This is a genomic window from Thalassospira sp. NFXS8 (assembly GCF_040148805.1).
GTDB lineage: Bacteria > Pseudomonadota > Alphaproteobacteria > Rhodospirillales > Thalassospiraceae > Thalassospira.
Window position 1 is genome coordinate 322,375 of record NZ_JAGEMF010000005.1, and the last position, 17,715, is coordinate 340,089.

Genomic DNA, 17,715 nt, shown 5'->3' on the forward strand with positions numbered 1-17,715 from the left:
TTCGATCCTTATCAGATAAAAAATAGTCGGACGGCGGGAACAAAACCAAAAAAATACAGTTATTTGACTTCCGAAAGCGCTTTCGGTAGCGTAATGCGCGTTATCGGAGACAAGCGCAAATTTTATACGCGTCAAGATGTAGGTTGCCTTTTTCATCCGATCAGGAGGTTGCGTGTCACGTTCAACACCACGGAATGAAACCATGTCAATCGCCCGACTGGCCCGCCATCTTGGCCTGTCGGAAGGGACTATTTCACGTGCGTTAAACAATTATCCCGACATTGCCGAAAAAACCCGTGAACGTGTCCAAAAGGCCGCTCGCGACCTTGGATATCGCCCGTCATCCAGTGCAAGGCGCCTGGCGCGCGGCGTTATCGAAACCATTGGCTTTGTGTTGCCCACCTGCCGCACCCAACATTCAGACCCGTTTCTGGCCGAAATCCTTAACGGCCTTGCCTCCGAGTTGGCCCGCCATGACTGGGACTTGCTGGTATCCGCCGTACCAGAGGGCCAGGACGAGATAGAAGTAATCGACCGGCTGGTAAGCTCTGGCAAGGTTGGCGGGTTTGTTATAGCCCGAACCTACCGTCAGGATGCGCGGGTAGATTATCTCCGCCAAAGCGATGTTCCCTTCGTGGTGCAGGGCCGAACCGATGACCCGTCTGATTATTCCTGGCTTGATATCGATAACGAACAGGCCTTTGTTGATGCCGTTACCTACTTACGCGGTTTGGGCCATCGCAAAATTGCCTGTCTGGGTGGCGACCCGAAAATGAATTTCGCATGGCAACGCCGCTGTGGTTATTTGCGCGCCATGGCGCAACAGGGCGGCCATATTGGTGTGGGCTATCTGATTGACGGCATAACTGATGCGGTTTCGGCGAAAAATGCCACAGCCCACCTACTTTCCATCTCGAAATCCGACCGCCCCACCGCCCTTTTATGCGTCACCGATGCCGTCGCCATCGGCGCGATGCAGGCCCTTAATGGCGCGGGACTAACGGTAGGGCGCGATATGTCGGTGATGGGATTTGACGGGTTGCCCATTGGCCTGGCCGTCCAGCCAGCGCTGACCACCCTTCACCAGGACAGTTATGAAATCGGCCGCGAAGCCGGGCGTATGGTTTTGGAACTTTGCACCAGCAGTGCAACGTCTCCCTCCCCGTCGCCCCGACAAACCTTGTGGCAAGCCAAACTGACGCCTCGTGCGTCGGTCAATCCGCCGGGCACAAGCCCGGCCCAACAAAACCAGGGAGGCTAAAATGACATTGAAATTTCCCCGTATTCTGGCAGTTGCCGCGATTGGCCTGATGGCCAGTACCAGCATTGCCAATGCCCAGCTTCGCTTCTGGACCACCGAGGAACAACCCGACCGGCTGGCAAAGCAGCAGGAAATGGCCAAGGAGTTTGAAAAGGAAACCGGAACATCCGTTGAAGTTATTCCGGTCACGGAAACCGACCTTGGCAAACGTGCGACGGCCGCCTTTGCCGCAGGCGATTTACCCGATGTGATTTATCTGACCCTGCAATATGTGCTGCCCTGGTCGGAAGCTGGCATCCTGGATACGGTTGCCAATGACGAGATTGTCAAGGAACTGGGCCCTGAAACCTTCACCCAAAAAGCCCTTGAAATGGCCGATTTTGACGGTGAAACGGCTGCAGTCCCGTCCGATGGCTGGACCCAGATGGTTCTGTATCGCAAGGACCTGTTTAAAGAAAAGGGGCTGGAGCCGCCTACCAGCTACGCCAATATCGAGGCTGCGATCAAGGCGCTGAATAATCCGCCAGATATGTATGGTTTTGTCGCCGCGACCAAGGTTGATGAAAACTTCATGAGCCAGGTTCTCGAACATGTGTTTCTGGCCAATGGTGCCACCCCGATCAAGCCTGACGGCAGTATCGGTTTTGATAAAAAGAAACTGGTCGAGGCCCTGAATTTTTATAAAACACTGGCCGAAGCATCCCCCCCTGGCGACCTTTACTGGCAACAATCGCGTCAGGTATATTTTGCCGGTCAAGCAGCCATGATCATTTGGTCGCCGTTTATTCTGGATGAACTGGCTGGCCTGCGTGACAGCAACCCGCCCACCATCAATGACGACCCGACATCGACCGAACTGGCCGAGAAAACCGGAGTTGTGACCCGCCTTTCAGGACCGTCAAACAAGGATGGCGCCGCATGGGGCGATGTGCGTTATTTTGGCGTCACAGCCGATGCCGATACCGACCCGGCAATGGAATTTGTCAAGTTCTCGCTTGATAAGGGATACACCCAAACCCTGTCGATTGCGCCCGAAGGCAAGTTCCCCGTGCGCCCGGGCACCAAAGACGACCCCGAGAAATTTCGCAAGGCATGGATGACGCTGCCTGCGGGGGTCGATCGCAAAAAACCGCTGGCCGATATTTACGCCAAAGAAGTGATTGATAACATCATGGAGGGTCTGGATAACGCGGACCGCTGGGGGGTCAAGGAAGGTGAACTGGCACAGGCATCGCGCATTATAAACTCGCAGGTAATTAACCGCCTGACACGCGAATTTATCGATGGCGAACGCGATGTTGATGCCACCGCCGACATGATCAACGAAGAAATCGCCAAAATTCAATAAGCGATCCGTTTTGCGCCAACCAACCGGTCAGGGACATCCCTGACCGGTATGAACAGGCAGGCCAGCATGACCACCGCAACATCCGATACCCCGCCACAACGCCATACCCCGCAACGTAAAAAACGCCGCATCGGCCCGATGGAGCGACGTGAAGCACGGCTGGCTTACAGCCTGCTGACGCCAACCTTTGCCATTGTACTAGGCATTGTTTTGTTTCCGCTGATCGCCAATTTCTGGATCTCGGCAAAGCCGGTCACGCTTGGCGACCTGCGACCGCCGCGCATTATTGCGTCCGAACGGCTTCGCGGCGATCTGGAAAAAGCTGGTGATGAGGCCCGCATCGAATACCGGGTGCGCAATTCGTCACAAACCGAAGAAATAAACAACGTTACCCTGTCTGATACCCTGCCGGCAGGATTAACCCTGACCAAACCGGATTCCCATTGCCGGGTAACAGACCGTAAAATTTTATGCGAACTGGGAAACTGGGAAGGGGGCAGCCGGGAACGCTTTTCAATCGGGGTCAAGGCCGAACAGGCCTATATCGACAATCCCGTCAAACCACGAGACAGCGACCCCACACTGACCGGTACAGCAGATAACATCCTGACCAATTTTGAATTCACCTTTGACAACTTCATTAATGTGTTCAACTCACGTGAATTCTGGTCCGTATTATGGGTAACGATTGCCTATACGGTTTTTGGCACGGGCGGTGCCTTGATCCTGGGTTTGTTTGCTGCACAGTTGCTCAATAAAAAATTCCCCGGTCGGTCAATATTACGCGGATTATTTCTGTTTCCCTATGTCGCCCCGGTTATTGCCGTGGCTTTCACCTGGCTGATCCTGCTGGACCCGTTCTCTGGCACGTTTAACGCCGTTTTACAAAAAATGAATATCGCGAATGAAGGCATCAATTTCTTTGGCAGCCGATCAGTTCCGCTAACATTTTTTGGCATCACCTTTGAATTCCCCCTCGCCCTTGCCACTGTTATCGCGTTCGAGGCATGGCGCTATTTCCCGCTATCCTTTTTGTTCATTCTGGCCCGGATGCAGTCCATTTCATCAGACATGTACGAAGCCGCCGAGGTGGATGGGGCGACACCGCTTCAACAATTCTGGCACATTTCCATGCCGCAACTGATTGGTATTTTATCAACCCTGTTCCTGCTGCGCTTTATCTGGACGTTTAATAAATTCGACGACATTTTCCTGCTCACTGGCGGGGCGGCAGGCACACGTACCTTAACGGTTGATGTCTATGAACAGGGCTTTGCACTGTCCAACCTGGGCGCGGGGGCGGCTGTGGCTGTGGTGATTTTCCTGATGCTGCTGGTTTTCGCCGTTGTTTATTTCCGTTTCGTCCACCGCGAGGATTCCTGACATGCGTATCGGAACCGGTTTTCTTCTTGCCATTCTTTCCGGGTTGCTGTGGGGCATAATCGCCATTGCCATTGCGGGCATATCGTTAACGCTGATTTCCGGCTTGCCATCTGCCCCCGTACTTTCCGCCGGGGCCATTGCCGGGGCGGTCAGTGCTGCCATTATCATGCTGCGCGCGCCCAAATTACGCACAAACGGACTTTATCTGGCGGCCTTTATGGGGGCCATTATCGCCATGCTGGCCGCATCGTTTGCCACCCCCTTTACCGAACCGTTCGCAACGGCCCCGGTGGGACAGGCCATTGCTATTGCTGTTATCGCCGGGGCCGTCACGCTTGCAAACCGTGCCTGCCTGGATGGCATCGAAAGCGGTATGCTTAAACGCTATACGCTTGATGTTGTCATTGTGCGGGTATTACACGGTTTCGGGTTTGTCTTTTTTACTGTCATCGTGGTTCTGCCCTTTTACGTCATGGTCATGACCAGCCTTAAAAGCCAGCAAAGCCTGTTTCAAAACCCGCTGGATTTATCGGTCGATCTGTCTCAAGGAACAGGCAGCCTGTTTAACAGTTATGTCGAACTGTTTACCAAGTTCCATTTTGGACGGTTTTTACTGATTTCGACCATTGTTTCGGTCTCTACCGTTCTGATCACGCTGGCATTTTCCATTCCCGGGGCCTATGCCGTTGCGCGGCTGCGCTTTCCCGGGCAAAACGTGCTGTCAAAATCGGTTTTGCTGATTTATCTGGTGCCCATGATCGTGCTGGTGATTCCGCTTTATTCGGTTTTCAGCCAGGTTGGCCTGCGCAATTCCATCATTGGCTTGCTGATTGTGTATCCTGCCACCACCGTCCCGGTGGCCCTTTACATGTTGCAGGGCTATTTCCGCGGTTTGCCGGTTGAACTTGAAGAAGCCGGGTTGATGGATGGTTTGGGCCGTTTGGGGGTGATCTGGAAAATTACCCTGCCGCTTGCTTTGCCCGCTTTGGCATCCGTTTCGCTTTATGTGTTCATGATCGCTTGGAACGAATTTTTATTTGCTTTCATGTTCCTTGACGACCCCAACATTTTCACCCTGTCACGCGGCGTTGTCTCGCTTAATTCATCCGAAGTCCCCCGCCAGCACCTGATGGCCGGTGCCGTTGTCGCCACCATCCCGATTTTGGTGATCTTTTTGTGGTTCGAACGGTTTCTGGTTCAGGGCCTGACATCTGGCAGCGTGAAAGGATAATCCATGATCGACGCCGAAACAGTTGCCCGGCTTGATACCCAGGCACAGCAAATTTTGCGCGCCAACGACAGAGGGGGCTATACCGTCCCCACCAAAGGGCTTTACCCGTTTCAATGGAACTGGGATTCAGCCCTTACTACATTGGGCATTGCCTGTTTTGATGCTGATCGTGCATGGCAGGAAATTGAAAAACTGTTGTCCGCACAGTGGGATAACGGCATGGTGCCCCATATTGTATTTTGGCAGCATGAAGAAGGCTATTTTCCCGGCCCAAGCGAATGGCAAAGCGAGCGCACGCCGCCAACATCGGGCATCACCCAGCCGCCCGTGGCGGCAACGGTTGTACGCCAACTGACAAACTTCCTGCCCGGTGATCATCGTACGCGGGTAACACCGATGCTTCGTGCGCTTGACCGTTGGCACCAGTGGTTTGCCGATGCCCGCGACCCCGACGGCATTGGCGTGGTTGCCATTATGCACCCGTGGGAAAGCGGACGCGACAACCTTCCGGACTGGGACGCGCCACTGGCCCAGGTTGATACATCAAATGTTCGTGCCTTTATGCGCCGTGACACCCAACTGGTAAACGCGGCCGAACGCCCGCTGAACCACGATTATGATCACTATATGGCGCTGGTGCAATTTGGTCGGGACTGCCAATGGGATGTTAAAACCATTGCCGAAAAATGCCCGTTCTGGGTGGCCGAACCGGGCATGAATGCCATTTTACGCCGTGCAGAACGCGATCTGGTTGCCCTGGCATTACACTTTAACCTGCCCGACATTGCCACCCGGGCCAATACGCGTCTGGCCCGGCTTGATCACGGTTTTAACCAGTTATGGTCCGACATCGCCCAAGGCTATACCACACTTGATTTGCGGAAAAATAAAATAGAACATCGTTTATCATCAGGTAGTTGGTTGTCATTATACGGAGGTCCGGAAAACGATATCCGGGCGAAAATTCATTATTCGACGTTAATGGAATGGCGGCAAAAAGTTCGCTTTACCATGCCCAGCTTTGCCCCCGGCGACCCGGCCTTTGACGACATTCGTTATTGGCGCGGCCCGGTATGGGCCATGATCAACTGGATGATCGCGACCGGCCTTGCCGAACATGGCCGGCCCGACCTGGCTGACCAACTGGCCGACGATACCGCCGCCTTAATCGAACAATCCGCTTTTCGCGAATATTTCAGCCCCGTCACCGGCAAGGGTGGCGGCGGCAAGGATTTTTCATGGACCGCCGCCATGTGGCTTTACTGGGCTTCGCCCAATACCCGGCAACAAACGGAGACACACTAAAATGGGTCAGATCGAACTTCGCAATGTGCGCAAATCCTTCCGCGATGTCGAGGTGATCAAGGGCATTGACCTGACCATCGACGAAGGCGATTTGATGATTTTTGTCGGCCCGTCGGGTTGTGGCAAATCTACCCTGTTGCGCCTTATTGCCGGCCTTGTGGAAGCCAGCGACGGCCAAATCCTGATTGATGGCGATGATGTAACCGGCAAGCCGCCGGCAGAACGCGAACTTTCGATGGTGTTTCAGTCTTACGCGCTTTACCCGCATAAAACCGTGCGCGAAAATGTCGGCTTTGCGCTGGAAGTTTCCCATATGGCCAAGGCCGACATTAAAGCCAAGGTCGATGAAGCCGCCGCCACCTTGCAACTCGACCAGTTGCTGGATCGCAAACCCAAGGAACTTTCCGGCGGGCAGCGCCAGCGCGTTGCCATTGGCCGCGCCATCGTGCGTGAACCCAAGGCATTTTTGTTTGACGAACCGCTTTCAAACCTGGATGCCGGGTTACGGGTTGAAATGCGCCTGGAAATTGCCCGCCTGCACAAAAAGCTGGCCGCCACCATGATCTATGTGACCCATGATCAGGTCGAGGCCATGACCCTTGCCAGCAAAATTGTTGTATTGCAGGCAGGCCAGATCGAACAGGTTGGCACCCCGCTGGAACTGTACCGGCACCCGGCCAATCTCTTTGTCGCGCAATTCATCGGCTCGCCCAAAATGAATGTCGCGGAATGCAAAGGTGAGGGCGAAACCATCATCTTTGCCGGGGGTGGCCGCTTTGCCACCGGGCGCAATGCACAAACCGCCACCCGCTTTGGCATCCGCCCCGAACATATCACCCTGACCGACCCCGCCAACGGCGTTCTGACCGGCCAAATCGAAGTAATGGAACATCTGGGATCAGACAGCTTTGCCTATATCCAAATCGAAAATGTCGGCCTGTTTACCGTCCGCATTGTCGGCTATTCCGAACTTGAAAGCGGCGCAACTGTCGGCCTGTCCTTTTATGCCGAGAACCTGCATCTGTTTGACAGCAAAGCACAGGCGATCCTGTAGCGGATGGCGCATTGCATGTTGATGCCACTCACCTGCCAGCCCTGTATTATGTAGGCAGGTGAGCAGACTAACCCCAATTGCTGCTAACTACCCCAATTCCAATTGATTCAAATTAGATCCATTATTCAATCTATTTTTTGTTTATTTAAGAATTAAAATCCGGAATAATACACCTTGGGGTTGATCTACTTACAGGGGAATATCATGCATAGATCACGGCTTATCCGCAGCAGTGCTTTTACTTTGGCAGTTTTATCTGTCTCGGGCTGTGCAATGATTTCTAACGTCGATACCCCCATTTCAGATAATGTTGGCATTGGCAAAAAAGAAACTTTGTGGGAACGCAAATTGTGTGGTGTCAGGACCGAGCAACCAACCAAAGCCAGGAATATTATTCTTGCTGATCTGTACCCGCAACAAGGCTGTCTCGCCTTTGCCTCAGCCCTGATCACCTGGAAACGCTATCGCGATGCTGCCGACGACATCACGACCAGTGAAACCATTGTTAATATGGGCATTCTCGGACTTGCGGCAGGCACCATCTGGGCGGCGATTGACGATAACTCCAACAATCTGATTGCCGGGCTGGGCATAGGTACGGCTGTGCTGTATTCCGGCTCCAGTATCCTGGCCCCCGAACAAAAACGCGAAATTTACCGCGCCGGCGCCAAAGCCGCCGCCTGCATCATGCGCCGTGCGAACGGATTGCTGGCTGATCCAGTCGTAGAGTATCAACAACAACTATCTGATATTATTGCAAAACATACCAAGCTTAAAAACAAAGTCTCAGGTATCATCACATCATATCCGACGTTACGCGACGAACTTACGCCGCTTACTCAAAAAATGAACGACTTTGAAACAGCCGTTGCCAAAGATCAAAGTGCAATTGACGAACACAATGTGCAAGGCAACAAAGCTGCCATGGAAATAAGCCAATCATTGATCGAGCTTGATGACAAGCTGCGCGACCTTTTGGATCAAACCCTTCCTAACCCGGCAACAATTTTTGAAACTGTACAAGGAACCACCACAAGCTATCTGACGCGTGCCACATCATTTTCAGGATTTGAAAACAAGGCGTTAGATGTTTCAACTGCATTGCAAACCAATATCCAGAGGCTAACAGCACAAAAGGATGGCACAAACCCAGCAGATACGGCGCCTAGAGTTTTAGGAATCATTTACGAATACAATGCCCTGAATTCCGAGATGGAAGAACTGCACGAAAAATTGCAAGCAGCGCTGCTCACGCCATACAGTTTTAATTTCGCCAATTGCAATAATCTCGGCATCGAAACGCAGTTGATCCTCACCGAAAGCGAAGTTTCATTGCAAGCTGGCAAGGTTGCCAATGTCAGCATCATTGGCGGCCAACGTCCCATCCGTGCAACCATGACACACCGCCCGAACGGATTAACCATTGATCGCAGTTTCAATGAAGACGGCGACACTGAATTTGCTTTTGGCTGGAACGGGTCAGGCAACCAATATGGCGACTATCAAGTCCGGTTCATTGATGATCATGGTGCGGGAAATGTGCTGCTGCTGAAATTATCGCCCGGCCTTGCCTTGGCTGAAACAGAATTCACCCTGAAAAACGGCGATGAATTTACCCTGACTAACCAAGGTGAAAGCACGCCCCCATTTCACCTTTTCTATCAGGGTGACGAAACCGGTTTTGGCTTGCAAAGAAAACAAGGCGATAAATTCTCCGAGTACGCATATGGCACCGCCATAAATGACCAGCCGATCACCCTGAAACTGGATCAGGCAGGCATCGGCGAAGAAACAATCCAAACGTTCATGCTGGTCGACAAGGCCGGAAAATCTGCGACGTTTACAATCAAGGTCCCGAAGCCGGATGGCACATAACCCGGCATTTTAAGAGCGATGGCAACATATGTCGAAAATCTAACCTTGCCGACAGTTTGCCCGCACAAGGAAAAGCCGCGAGCAAACAACGCCGATTATAGAATCGATATCGAAACGGTATCGGAAATACAGCAGTTCTAACGTTGATTAACAAGAATGTAGCGCACGACCGCAAAAGCCGCCTGCTGCAAGACAGTGGTTTTCAATTTAATTACGAAACAAAAATACGGTTAAAACAACAATTGCAGTTGCGTACGCCTGTCGTGACGGCGACACAACCTGAAAATCTCGTTAGACACGTCGCGAGCGGCCTAATAGGCAATTCCGGCGCATATTTTCTGCAAAAGTATTCATTTAAGATCATTTAAAATTATCTGATAAAATTTTTATGTCCTTCACACCCAATCCAGAGCCAAACACAAAAATACCGGCAAAAGCATATCCTGCCATTGCCGGTATCGATTTTCATTTTCGCAATATGACGCGCTTTAGTCGGGAACAACCGCCGTTGCTTCGATCTCGACCAACGCCTCATCCTCAACCAAAGCGCGTACCACCACCATTGTCATGGCCGGGAAATGCTTGCCCAAAACCCGGCGATAGGCTTCGCCGACTTCGCGCTGATGGCTCAGATAATCCTGCTTTTCGGTGACATACCAGGTCAGGCGACAAATATGTTCAGCTCGTCCATCTGCGGCCTCAACTACCGCCATGATATTGCGCAGGGCCTGCTCCATCTGGCCGACAAAATCACTGGCTTCAAATACCTGCTTTTCGTTCCAGCCGATCTGCCCACCGACAAACAGGGTTTTGCCGCTTGCCAGCACGCCATTGGCATAACCTTTCGGTGCGGTCCAGCCTTCGGGCTGCACGATTTTATGTATCATGTTGGTCCTGTTTGTTAATGTGATGTTGCAACGCTGTGCGCAAATCGGCGGGCCAGGGTGCCGACCCGGCAACATCCTTGCGGGTAAAAACCAGCGTCGATGTCATGGTAAAACGATCCGGTCCATCCTGGTCATCAGCCGGTGCCGCCGTGATGTATAAATCGATGCTGCTGCGCCCCAACCGCGTCACATAAAGCCGAAATTCCAGCACATCGCCTAACCGGCTGGGATGCCGAAAGTCGATATTGATGGCTGCGGTTGGCACTGCTGCGGCCATATCGCCGTGGATTTTGGCAAAGCTGAAGCCCAATGCCGTTTCAAACCATTCTTCGACCGTGGCATTAACCATTTCAAAATAACGCGGATAAAAAACAATCCCCGCCGGGTCGCAATGCGCAAACCCAACCTTATGACGGCAGCAAAAAGCGGACCGAAACGACGATGTAGCGATGGAAGCACCAGCCAGCTTTTGCCCCATTACAACACCGTCCGCACACGCCACAATTCGGGGAACAGTTCGACCTCCAACATCCGTTTCAAATAGGACACCCCGCCTGTGCCCCCCGTGCCGCGTTTAAAGCCAATAACCCGTTCCACCGTGGTGACATGGTTAAAACGCCAGCGGCGAAAATAATCTTCGAAATCGACCAGCTTCTCGGCAAGCTCGTATAATTGCCAATGATCTTGCGGCGACTGATAGACCTGTTGCCAGGCTGTAATCACATCGTCGGAGGGCTGATAAGCATCGGATACATCACGTTTCAAAACAAGCTCGGGCACCGCAACACCAGACTGGTCGAGCAGCAACAACGCTTCGTCATACAGGCTGGGTTTCGCCAATTCAGCTTCCAGTATCGCCAAAATATCGGGCCGGTGAGCATGGGGCTTTAGCATCGCCTTGTTACGGTTACCCAGCATGAATTCAACCATGCGATATTGCCACGACTGAAACCCGGATGACGGCCCCAGCGCATCGCGAAAGGTGGTGTAATCGCTGGGCGTCATGGTACGCAAAACATCCCAGGCGTTATTAAGCTGTTCAAAAATGCGCGATATTCGGGCCAGCATTTTAAAGGCCGGCTGCAACTGCCCGGCCCGCATGGCCGTGCGGGCCGCATCAATTTCGCGAATGGCCAGTTTCATCCATAACTCAGACGTTTGATGCTGAATGATAAACAGCATTTCGTCATGGGCGTCACTTTTGGGGTGCTGCGCGGTCAAAATCGCATCGAGCGACAAATAATCGCCATAGGACATTTTGCGGGAAAACTCGGTTTCCGCCCCTTCGGAAGACGGATCATAGGGGGTGTTTTTGGTTTTCATGTCACAGCCTGACGTTTTTTATATTCTGCAACATCCCACAGGCGGTTTTCCATAATATCGGCCAAAATGTTAATCCCGGCTTCCACATCCGCTTCATCAAGATAAAGCGGTGTGAACCCGAAACGGATCACATCGGGGGCGCGAAAATCGCCGATCACACCCCGCGCGATCAGGGCCTGCATCACCGCATAACCATCATCACACCGGAAAGAGACTTGCGATCCGCGACATTCGGCATTTCGCGGACTAACCAGTTCAAGCATCGGGCAGCTTTTTTCAACACCGACAATAAACTGTTCGCATAATTCAATGGATTTGGCCCGAATGTCGGCCATTTCCACATCATCCCAAACATCAAGTGCGGCATCAAGAATGGCCAGTTGAATAACCGGCGGCGTACCCACGCGCATCCGTTCAATACCCGGGGCCGGTTTGTAATCGCACTCAAACGCAAAGGGAGCCGCGTGCCCCAACCAACCCGAAAGGGCCGGGCGCACCTGATCAACCAGATCGGGGCGCACATAAATAAAGGCCGGCGCACCGGGGCCACCATTAAAATATTTATAGGTGCAGCCAACGGCAAATTCGGCGTTACACCCGGTCAAATCAACCGGCACCGCCCCAGCGGAATGGGCCAGATCCCAAATGACAACAATGCCCAGCGCCTGAGCCTTCTTGGTTATTGCCGCCATGTCGTGCATACGCCCGGTGCGATAATCGACCTGGGTTAACATCAACACGGCAATATCGGTGCTTAAGGTTTCAACCACATCTTCGGGATTGACCGTTTTTAACACATGGTCCTGTTTCAAACTGTCAATCAGGCCCTGGGCCATATAAAGGTCGGTTGGGAAATTGCCGTTATCAGACAAAACCACCTTGCGACCGGGATTAAGCTCCAGCGCACTTGCCAGCGCCTGATAGACCTTGATTGACAAGGTGTCACCCATGACAACGCTGCCATTTGGCGCGCCGATCAGGCGGGCAATGCGGTTGCCCACCCGTCCCGGCAGGGCCATCCAGTTAGCATCGTTCCAGCCGCGAATAAGCATTTCGCCCCACTGATCGGCAATGGTGGCGCGCGCACGTTCTATCGCGGCCTTTGGCATCGGGCCAAGGGAATTGCCATCAAGATAAATCACATCGGATGGCATATGAAAAAGTGCCTTGCTGGCAGCAAAGTCCGTCATGCTGCGGGCTCCTGTTTTAGTCTGAAACGCTGAATTTTGCCGGTTGCCGTTTTTGGCAGGGCGTCGGTGAAAATTATGGATCGGGGATATTTATAGGGCGCTATCGTCGCCTTAACATAGTCTTGCAACAGTTTTGCCATTTCCGGCGAGGGATTGGCCCCGGCGTTTAACACCACATGGGCCTGCACAATCTGCCCGCGATCGGCATCATTTGCCGAAACCACGGCACATTCGGCCACATCAGGGTGCCCCAGCAATGCGGCCTCAACTTCCGGCCCGGCAATATTATAACCCGCTGAAATAATCATATCATCGCTGCGTGCGGCAAAATGAAAATAACCGTCTTCATCGCAATAAAATGAATCCCCGGTCACATTCCAGCCATCGCGTACATAATCGCCCTGTCGGTCATCAGCCAAATAGCGACACCCGGTTGGCCCACGCACTGCAAGGCGGCCCACCGCCCCCACCGCAACATCATCCATGTTTTCGTCAACGATGCGGGCCTGAAAGCCCGTCACCGGCCGCCCGGTGCAGGCGGGGTGGCTATCGCCAAACCGGTTGGAAATAAAGATGTGCAACATCTCGGTCGACCCAATGCCATCAAGCATCGGTTTGCCGGTTTTTTCCATCCATGCCTTGTAAACCGGGGCGGGCAAGGTTTCGCCCGCTGAAACGGCGGCGCGCAACGACGACAAATCAGCCCCGTCTTCCATTGCCGCCAACATCGCCCGATAGGCCGTGGGTGCTGTAAAGCAAATGGTCGCCTTATAGGTTTCGATAATTTCGATCATGTTGGGTGGCGATGCCTTTTCCAAAAGCGTTGCGGTTGCCCCAAAACGCAATGGAAATACTGCCAAACCACCCAGGCCAAAGGTAAAGGCCAGGGGCGGCGACCCGACAAACACATCATCGGGCGTCACTGCCAGAACTTCTTTGGCATAGGCATCGGCAATGATCAAAAGATCGCGATGGAAATGCATGGTGGCCTTGGGGTCGCCAGTCGTGCCGGATGTAAAACCCAGCAGGGCCACATCATCGCGCCCGGTTTTCACAGCGGTAAATTTCACCGATTTGGTCAGGGCAACGCGGTCAAGCTCGGCATCGTGGTTGGCGGTGCCGTCAAAGCCGATCACCTTTTGTAAAAACCGGCTGTCCTTGGCACAGGCAACCATTTCATCCATCAGCCTTGTATCGCACAAGGCAAAGGCAATTTCGGCCTTATCAACAATTTTGCCAAGTTCACCTGCACGCAACATCGGCATGGTATTAACCACCACTGCGCCAATTTTCGTCGCCGCCAGCCAGCACGCCACCATTGCCGGATTATTGGCCGAGCGGATCAACACCCGGTTGCCCGGTACAACCCCGTAATCCTCGGCCAGGGCGTGGGCGATACGGTTGGTCCAGTCCGATAATTCCTTGTAAGTGCGCTGGCGGCCATTGCCGATCAGGGCAGTGTTATCGCCAAATCCCAGATCAACCATGCGGTCTGTCAGTTCGACCCCGACATTGATATGGTCGGGATAGTCAAAGCCATCCAGCAAAAATTCCGGCCAGGTGCTTGCTGGCGGTAAATTATCGCGGGTGAAGGTATCTGTATGCGCCGATGGTCCAAGCATGATGAAGCCCCTGAATTATGTCTGTGCCAGCGTTTGCCGTGCGATGATTATTCTTTGGACGTCAGATGCGCCTTCATAAATCCGAAGGGCACGGATCTCCCGGTACAGGCGTTCAATGATGTGCCCTGATCGCACACCATCGCCCCCATGAATTTGCACCGCCTTGTCGATGACGGTTTGAGCATGATCGGTTGAAAAAAGTTTCGCCATCGCGGCTTCGCGGCTGATGCGCGCGACCCCGCTGTCTTTTAGCCACGCGGCGCGATACACCAAAAGCGCGCTGCTATCGACATCCAGGGCCATATCGGCCACATGCCCCTGCACCATTTGCAAATCAAACAGGGGCGCACCAAACAAATGCCTGTTTTGCACGCGATTTACGGTTTCATCTAACGCACGCCGGGCAAAGCCAAGGGCCGCCGCAGCAACGGTTGAACGAAAAACATCAAGCACCGACATGGCAATTTTAAAGCCCTGCCCGCCCGCGCCAATGCGGTTGCTTGCGCGAATGCGGCAATCGGTGAATTTCAACCGCGCCAATGGATGCGGGGCAATGGTTTCCAGTCGCTCGGCAATTTCAAGCCCTGGCGTATCACCCGGCACGATAAAAGCCGACAGCCCTTTGGCTCCGTCCCCTTCGCCCGTGCGCGCAAAAACAACGTAAAAACCGGCAATGCCGCCATTGGAAATCCAGGTTTTTTCACCGTTCAACACAAAGCTGTCGCCATCACGGGTGGCCGATAAGGTGATATTTGCAACGTCCGACCCCGATTGCGGTTCGGTCAGGGCAAAGGCCGCCAATGCCGTGCCATTGCGCACCTGTGGTAGCCATTCGGCCTTTTGTGCATCCGTGCCAAACAATGAAATCGCGCCGCTGCCCAGCCCCTGCATGGCAAAGGCGAAATCGGCCAAACCATCATGGCGGGCCAATGTTTCGCGGATGATACACAGGCTGCGCACATCAAGGCGCGATTGCGCATCATCGGGGTTTATTGTGGCGTTGGTTAACCAGCCGCCCCGTGCCAGCTTGGCAACAAGGGCGCGGCAACTGTCGTCCACATTACCATGATCAACCGCTTGAAGATTTTCGATTGCCCAAACATCCAGCCTTTCGGCCAATTCCCGGTGGGTATCGTTAAAAAACGGCCAATCGCGCCATGATGTATCGCCCATCATCAGTCCCCTTTGAAAACCGGCTTTTCGCGGGCAACAAAAGCATCATAGGCGCGTTTGAAATCGGCGGTTTGCATACACAGGGCTTGCGCCTGGGCTTCGGCCTCTATTGCCTGTTCAATGCCCATATTCCATTCCTGCACCAGCATGGTTTTGGTCATCATGTGGCCGAAATTGGGGCCTGCGGCAATGCGCTTCGCCAGTGCAATGGCATCGCTTTCCAGTATTTCGACATCGACAATCCGGTTATAAAACCCCCATTTTTCGCCTTCTTCGGCGCTCATGGAACGTCCGGTATACAGCAGTTCTGCCGCCCGACCCTGGCCAATAATGCGCGGTAATATGGCACATGCGCCCATATCACAGCCCGCCAGGCCAACACGGGTAAACAAAAACGCTGTTTTGGCATTGACCGTCGCCAGCCGCAGATCCGACGCCATCGCAATAATCGCGCCCGCCCCCACACACACGCCGTCCACCGCCGCAATTACGGGTTTGCCACAAGCCACCATCGATTTAACCAAATCGCCCGTTAACCGGGTAAAGGCCAAAAGACCCTTCATATCCTTGTCGATCAGCGGGCCGATAATATCGTGAACATCACCACCCGAACAAAAATTGCCCCCGTTCGAGGCAAAAACAACCGCCTTCACATCATCGCATTGCGGCAAAGCGCGAAACATGTCGCGCAGTTCGGCATAGCTTTCAAATGTTAGCGGGTTTTTGCGATCCGGCCGGTCCAGCGACACCACCGCAACATCACCTTCCATCCGCCATCTAAAATGGAGGGGCTGAAAATGGCTCATATCAGTCATGGGTCTGTCCCTTTCGGCTTTGCACACGCCGTAAAATGGCAATCAAATCGTTGGCATCCTCGGCATTCATGCCGTCAAACAAATCGCTGACCCAGCCTTCATGCACCAGGGCGCGGCGGGCAAAATCGGCACGGCCTTCGTCGGTCAGTTTTACAATCAGGGCACGACGGTCATTTTCCACCGCCACGCGCGTCACCATGCCTTCATTCACCAGCCGTTCGACAATGCCGGTGACATTACCGTTCGACACCATGAGCGATTTTGACAGCGCACTCATGCGCAGGCCGTCTTTGGCGCGGTAAAGGGCGGCCATCACATCAAACCTGGGCAGGGTGCTGTCATATTCCACCCGCATTTTTTCGCGTAACTCACCTTCGATTTGGCGCGAAACCCGCAATATTTGCAACCAGGCCCGCAAACGCGCCTTTGAAAGGTCGCTGGTTTCTTCGCCTGTTTCCGGGCGCGAAAGGTTCGGATCATCCATTTTCATATTTCCCCCCCTGACACCGAAATCGCCTGCCCGGTCATCGACCCTGCCCCACGCTGGCACAGCCACAGCACGGTTTCGGCAACTTCGCGAGGCGTGATAAAGCGATTCTGTGGATTAATTTTTGCCAGGTTCGCACGAGCATCATCCATGCTCATACCGGTTTTCTGCGCGATATTGGCAATCGACTGTGCCAGCATCGGCGTATCGGTAAAACCGGGGCAAACAGCATTAACTGTAATGGCACTGCCCGCAAGTTCGGCCGCCAATGCCTTCACCAAACCGACAACACCATGCTTGGCCGCACAATAAGGCGCAACATAGCCATACCCCTTAAGCCCGGCCGTTGACGCAATGGCAATTAACCGGCCCGGTTTGGCTTTGTCCATCACCCGCAGGCCTTGTTGAAACGTGTGGAATGTTCCCGTCAAGTTGACGTTGATGGTTTCCTGCCAGCTATCAAATGTGGTTTTACCAAAAGGGGCACTTGTCGCCATACCGGCATTGGCAACCACCACATCAGGCATACCAACCTGTTTTACCACGCCGTCAAACAGGTTGACCATCGATGCCTGGTCGGTCACATCGGCCACCATCGGCACAATGGCATCATGTAAGGCGGCAATTTTGCCAAGCGCATCTTTGTTGCGCCCGGTAATCACCACCCGCATACCCTGAGCGGCCAGAAATTGAGCCATCTCGGCACCAACACCACTGCCACCGCCCGTTATCAGGGCTGTTTTCACGGCCAGATCAGCCAT

The 17,715-nt window shown here is 53.4% G+C and carries 16 protein-coding genes; 7 read left to right on the top strand and 9 right to left on the bottom strand.

The features are described from left to right. The first annotated feature begins 202 nt into the window (after positions 1-202). The 7 genes from J4E05_RS21745 to J4E05_RS21775 all read left to right on the top strand — a co-directional run bounded on the left by J4E05_RS21745 (position 203) and on the right by J4E05_RS21775 (position 9,457). Complete coding sequence (locus J4E05_RS21745; RefSeq protein ID WP_349600098.1) at positions 203-1,261, top strand: LacI family DNA-binding transcriptional regulator; 1,059 nt, start codon at positions 203-205, stop codon at positions 1,259-1,261. Between the two features lies 1 nt (position 1,262). Beyond that, the gene (locus J4E05_RS21750; RefSeq protein ID WP_349600100.1) at positions 1,263-2,609 is read left to right on the top strand and encodes an ABC transporter substrate-binding protein; all 1,347 of its coding nucleotides are present in this window, start codon (positions 1,263-1,265) and stop codon (positions 2,607-2,609) included. A gap of 66 nt (positions 2,610-2,675) precedes the next feature. After that, the gene (locus tag J4E05_RS21755; RefSeq protein WP_349600102.1) at positions 2,676-3,992 is read left to right on the top strand and encodes a carbohydrate ABC transporter permease; all 1,317 of its coding nucleotides are present in this window, start codon (positions 2,676-2,678) and stop codon (positions 3,990-3,992) included. 1 nt (position 3,993) lies between these two features. Beyond that, positions 3,994-5,223, top strand: a complete 1,230-nt coding sequence (locus tag J4E05_RS21760; RefSeq protein ID WP_349600105.1) for a carbohydrate ABC transporter permease — start codon at positions 3,994-3,996, stop codon at positions 5,221-5,223. A 3-nt stretch (positions 5,224-5,226) separates the two neighbouring features. Next, positions 5,227-6,528 carry an MGH1-like glycoside hydrolase domain-containing protein gene (locus tag J4E05_RS21765; RefSeq protein ID WP_349600108.1) on the top strand — a complete coding sequence of 434 codons (1,302 nt, stop codon included), beginning with the start codon at positions 5,227-5,229 and terminating at the stop codon, positions 6,526-6,528. A 1-nt stretch (position 6,529) separates the two neighbouring features. Then, positions 6,530-7,582 carry an ABC transporter ATP-binding protein gene (locus tag J4E05_RS21770; protein ID WP_349600111.1) on the top strand — a complete coding sequence of 351 codons (1,053 nt, stop codon included), beginning with the start codon at positions 6,530-6,532 and terminating at the stop codon, positions 7,580-7,582. 180 nt (positions 7,583-7,762) lie between these two features. Beyond that, the gene (locus J4E05_RS21775) at positions 7,763-9,457 is read left to right on the top strand and encodes a hypothetical protein (protein WP_349600113.1); all 1,695 of its coding nucleotides are present in this window, start codon (positions 7,763-7,765) and stop codon (positions 9,455-9,457) included. Between the two features lie 488 nt (positions 9,458-9,945). On the opposite strand, the gene J4E05_RS21780 is transcribed toward J4E05_RS21775, so the two are convergent. From J4E05_RS21780 to J4E05_RS21820, 9 genes are read right to left on the bottom strand one after another with little or no spacing between them, the layout of a single operon-like run. Then, positions 9,946-10,344, bottom strand: coding sequence for a RidA family protein (locus J4E05_RS21780; protein ID WP_349600116.1), 399 nt, complete (start codon positions 10,342-10,344; stop codon positions 9,946-9,948). Beyond that, positions 10,334-10,822: an acyl-CoA thioesterase gene (locus J4E05_RS21785; protein WP_349600119.1), complete on the bottom strand. Its 489-nt coding sequence runs from the start codon at positions 10,820-10,822 to the stop codon at positions 10,334-10,336. The genes J4E05_RS21780 and J4E05_RS21785 overlap by 11 nt, the downstream gene beginning before the upstream one ends. Then, positions 10,822-11,667, bottom strand: a complete 846-nt coding sequence (gene kynA / locus J4E05_RS21790; RefSeq protein ID WP_349600122.1) for a tryptophan 2,3-dioxygenase — start codon at positions 11,665-11,667, stop codon at positions 10,822-10,824. The genes J4E05_RS21785 and kynA overlap by 1 nt, the downstream gene beginning before the upstream one ends. Beyond that, complete coding sequence (gene kynU, locus J4E05_RS21795; RefSeq protein WP_349600125.1) at positions 11,664-12,857, bottom strand: kynureninase; 1,194 nt, start codon at positions 12,855-12,857, stop codon at positions 11,664-11,666. Before kynU ends, kynA begins: the two co-directional genes overlap by 4 nt. Continuing rightward, the gene (locus J4E05_RS21800; RefSeq protein WP_085591310.1) at positions 12,854-14,479 is read right to left on the bottom strand and encodes an AMP-binding protein; all 1,626 of its coding nucleotides are present in this window, start codon (positions 14,477-14,479) and stop codon (positions 12,854-12,856) included. The genes kynU and J4E05_RS21800 overlap by 4 nt, the downstream gene beginning before the upstream one ends. Before the next feature lie 15 nt (positions 14,480-14,494). Continuing rightward, the gene (locus J4E05_RS21805; protein ID WP_503012361.1) at positions 14,495-15,655 is read right to left on the bottom strand and encodes an acyl-CoA dehydrogenase family protein; all 1,161 of its coding nucleotides are present in this window, start codon (positions 15,653-15,655) and stop codon (positions 14,495-14,497) included. Beyond that, positions 15,655-16,467 carry an enoyl-CoA hydratase family protein gene (locus J4E05_RS21810; protein WP_349600128.1) on the bottom strand — a complete coding sequence of 271 codons (813 nt, stop codon included), beginning with the start codon at positions 16,465-16,467 and terminating at the stop codon, positions 15,655-15,657. The genes J4E05_RS21805 and J4E05_RS21810 overlap by 1 nt, the downstream gene beginning before the upstream one ends. Next, positions 16,460-16,951, bottom strand: coding sequence for a MarR family winged helix-turn-helix transcriptional regulator (locus tag J4E05_RS21815; RefSeq protein ID WP_349600131.1), 492 nt, complete (start codon positions 16,949-16,951; stop codon positions 16,460-16,462). The genes J4E05_RS21810 and J4E05_RS21815 overlap by 8 nt, the downstream gene beginning before the upstream one ends. A 2-nt stretch (positions 16,952-16,953) precedes the next feature. Continuing rightward, the gene (locus tag J4E05_RS21820; protein WP_349600134.1) at positions 16,954-17,715 is read right to left on the bottom strand and encodes an SDR family NAD(P)-dependent oxidoreductase; all 762 of its coding nucleotides are present in this window, start codon (positions 17,713-17,715) and stop codon (positions 16,954-16,956) included.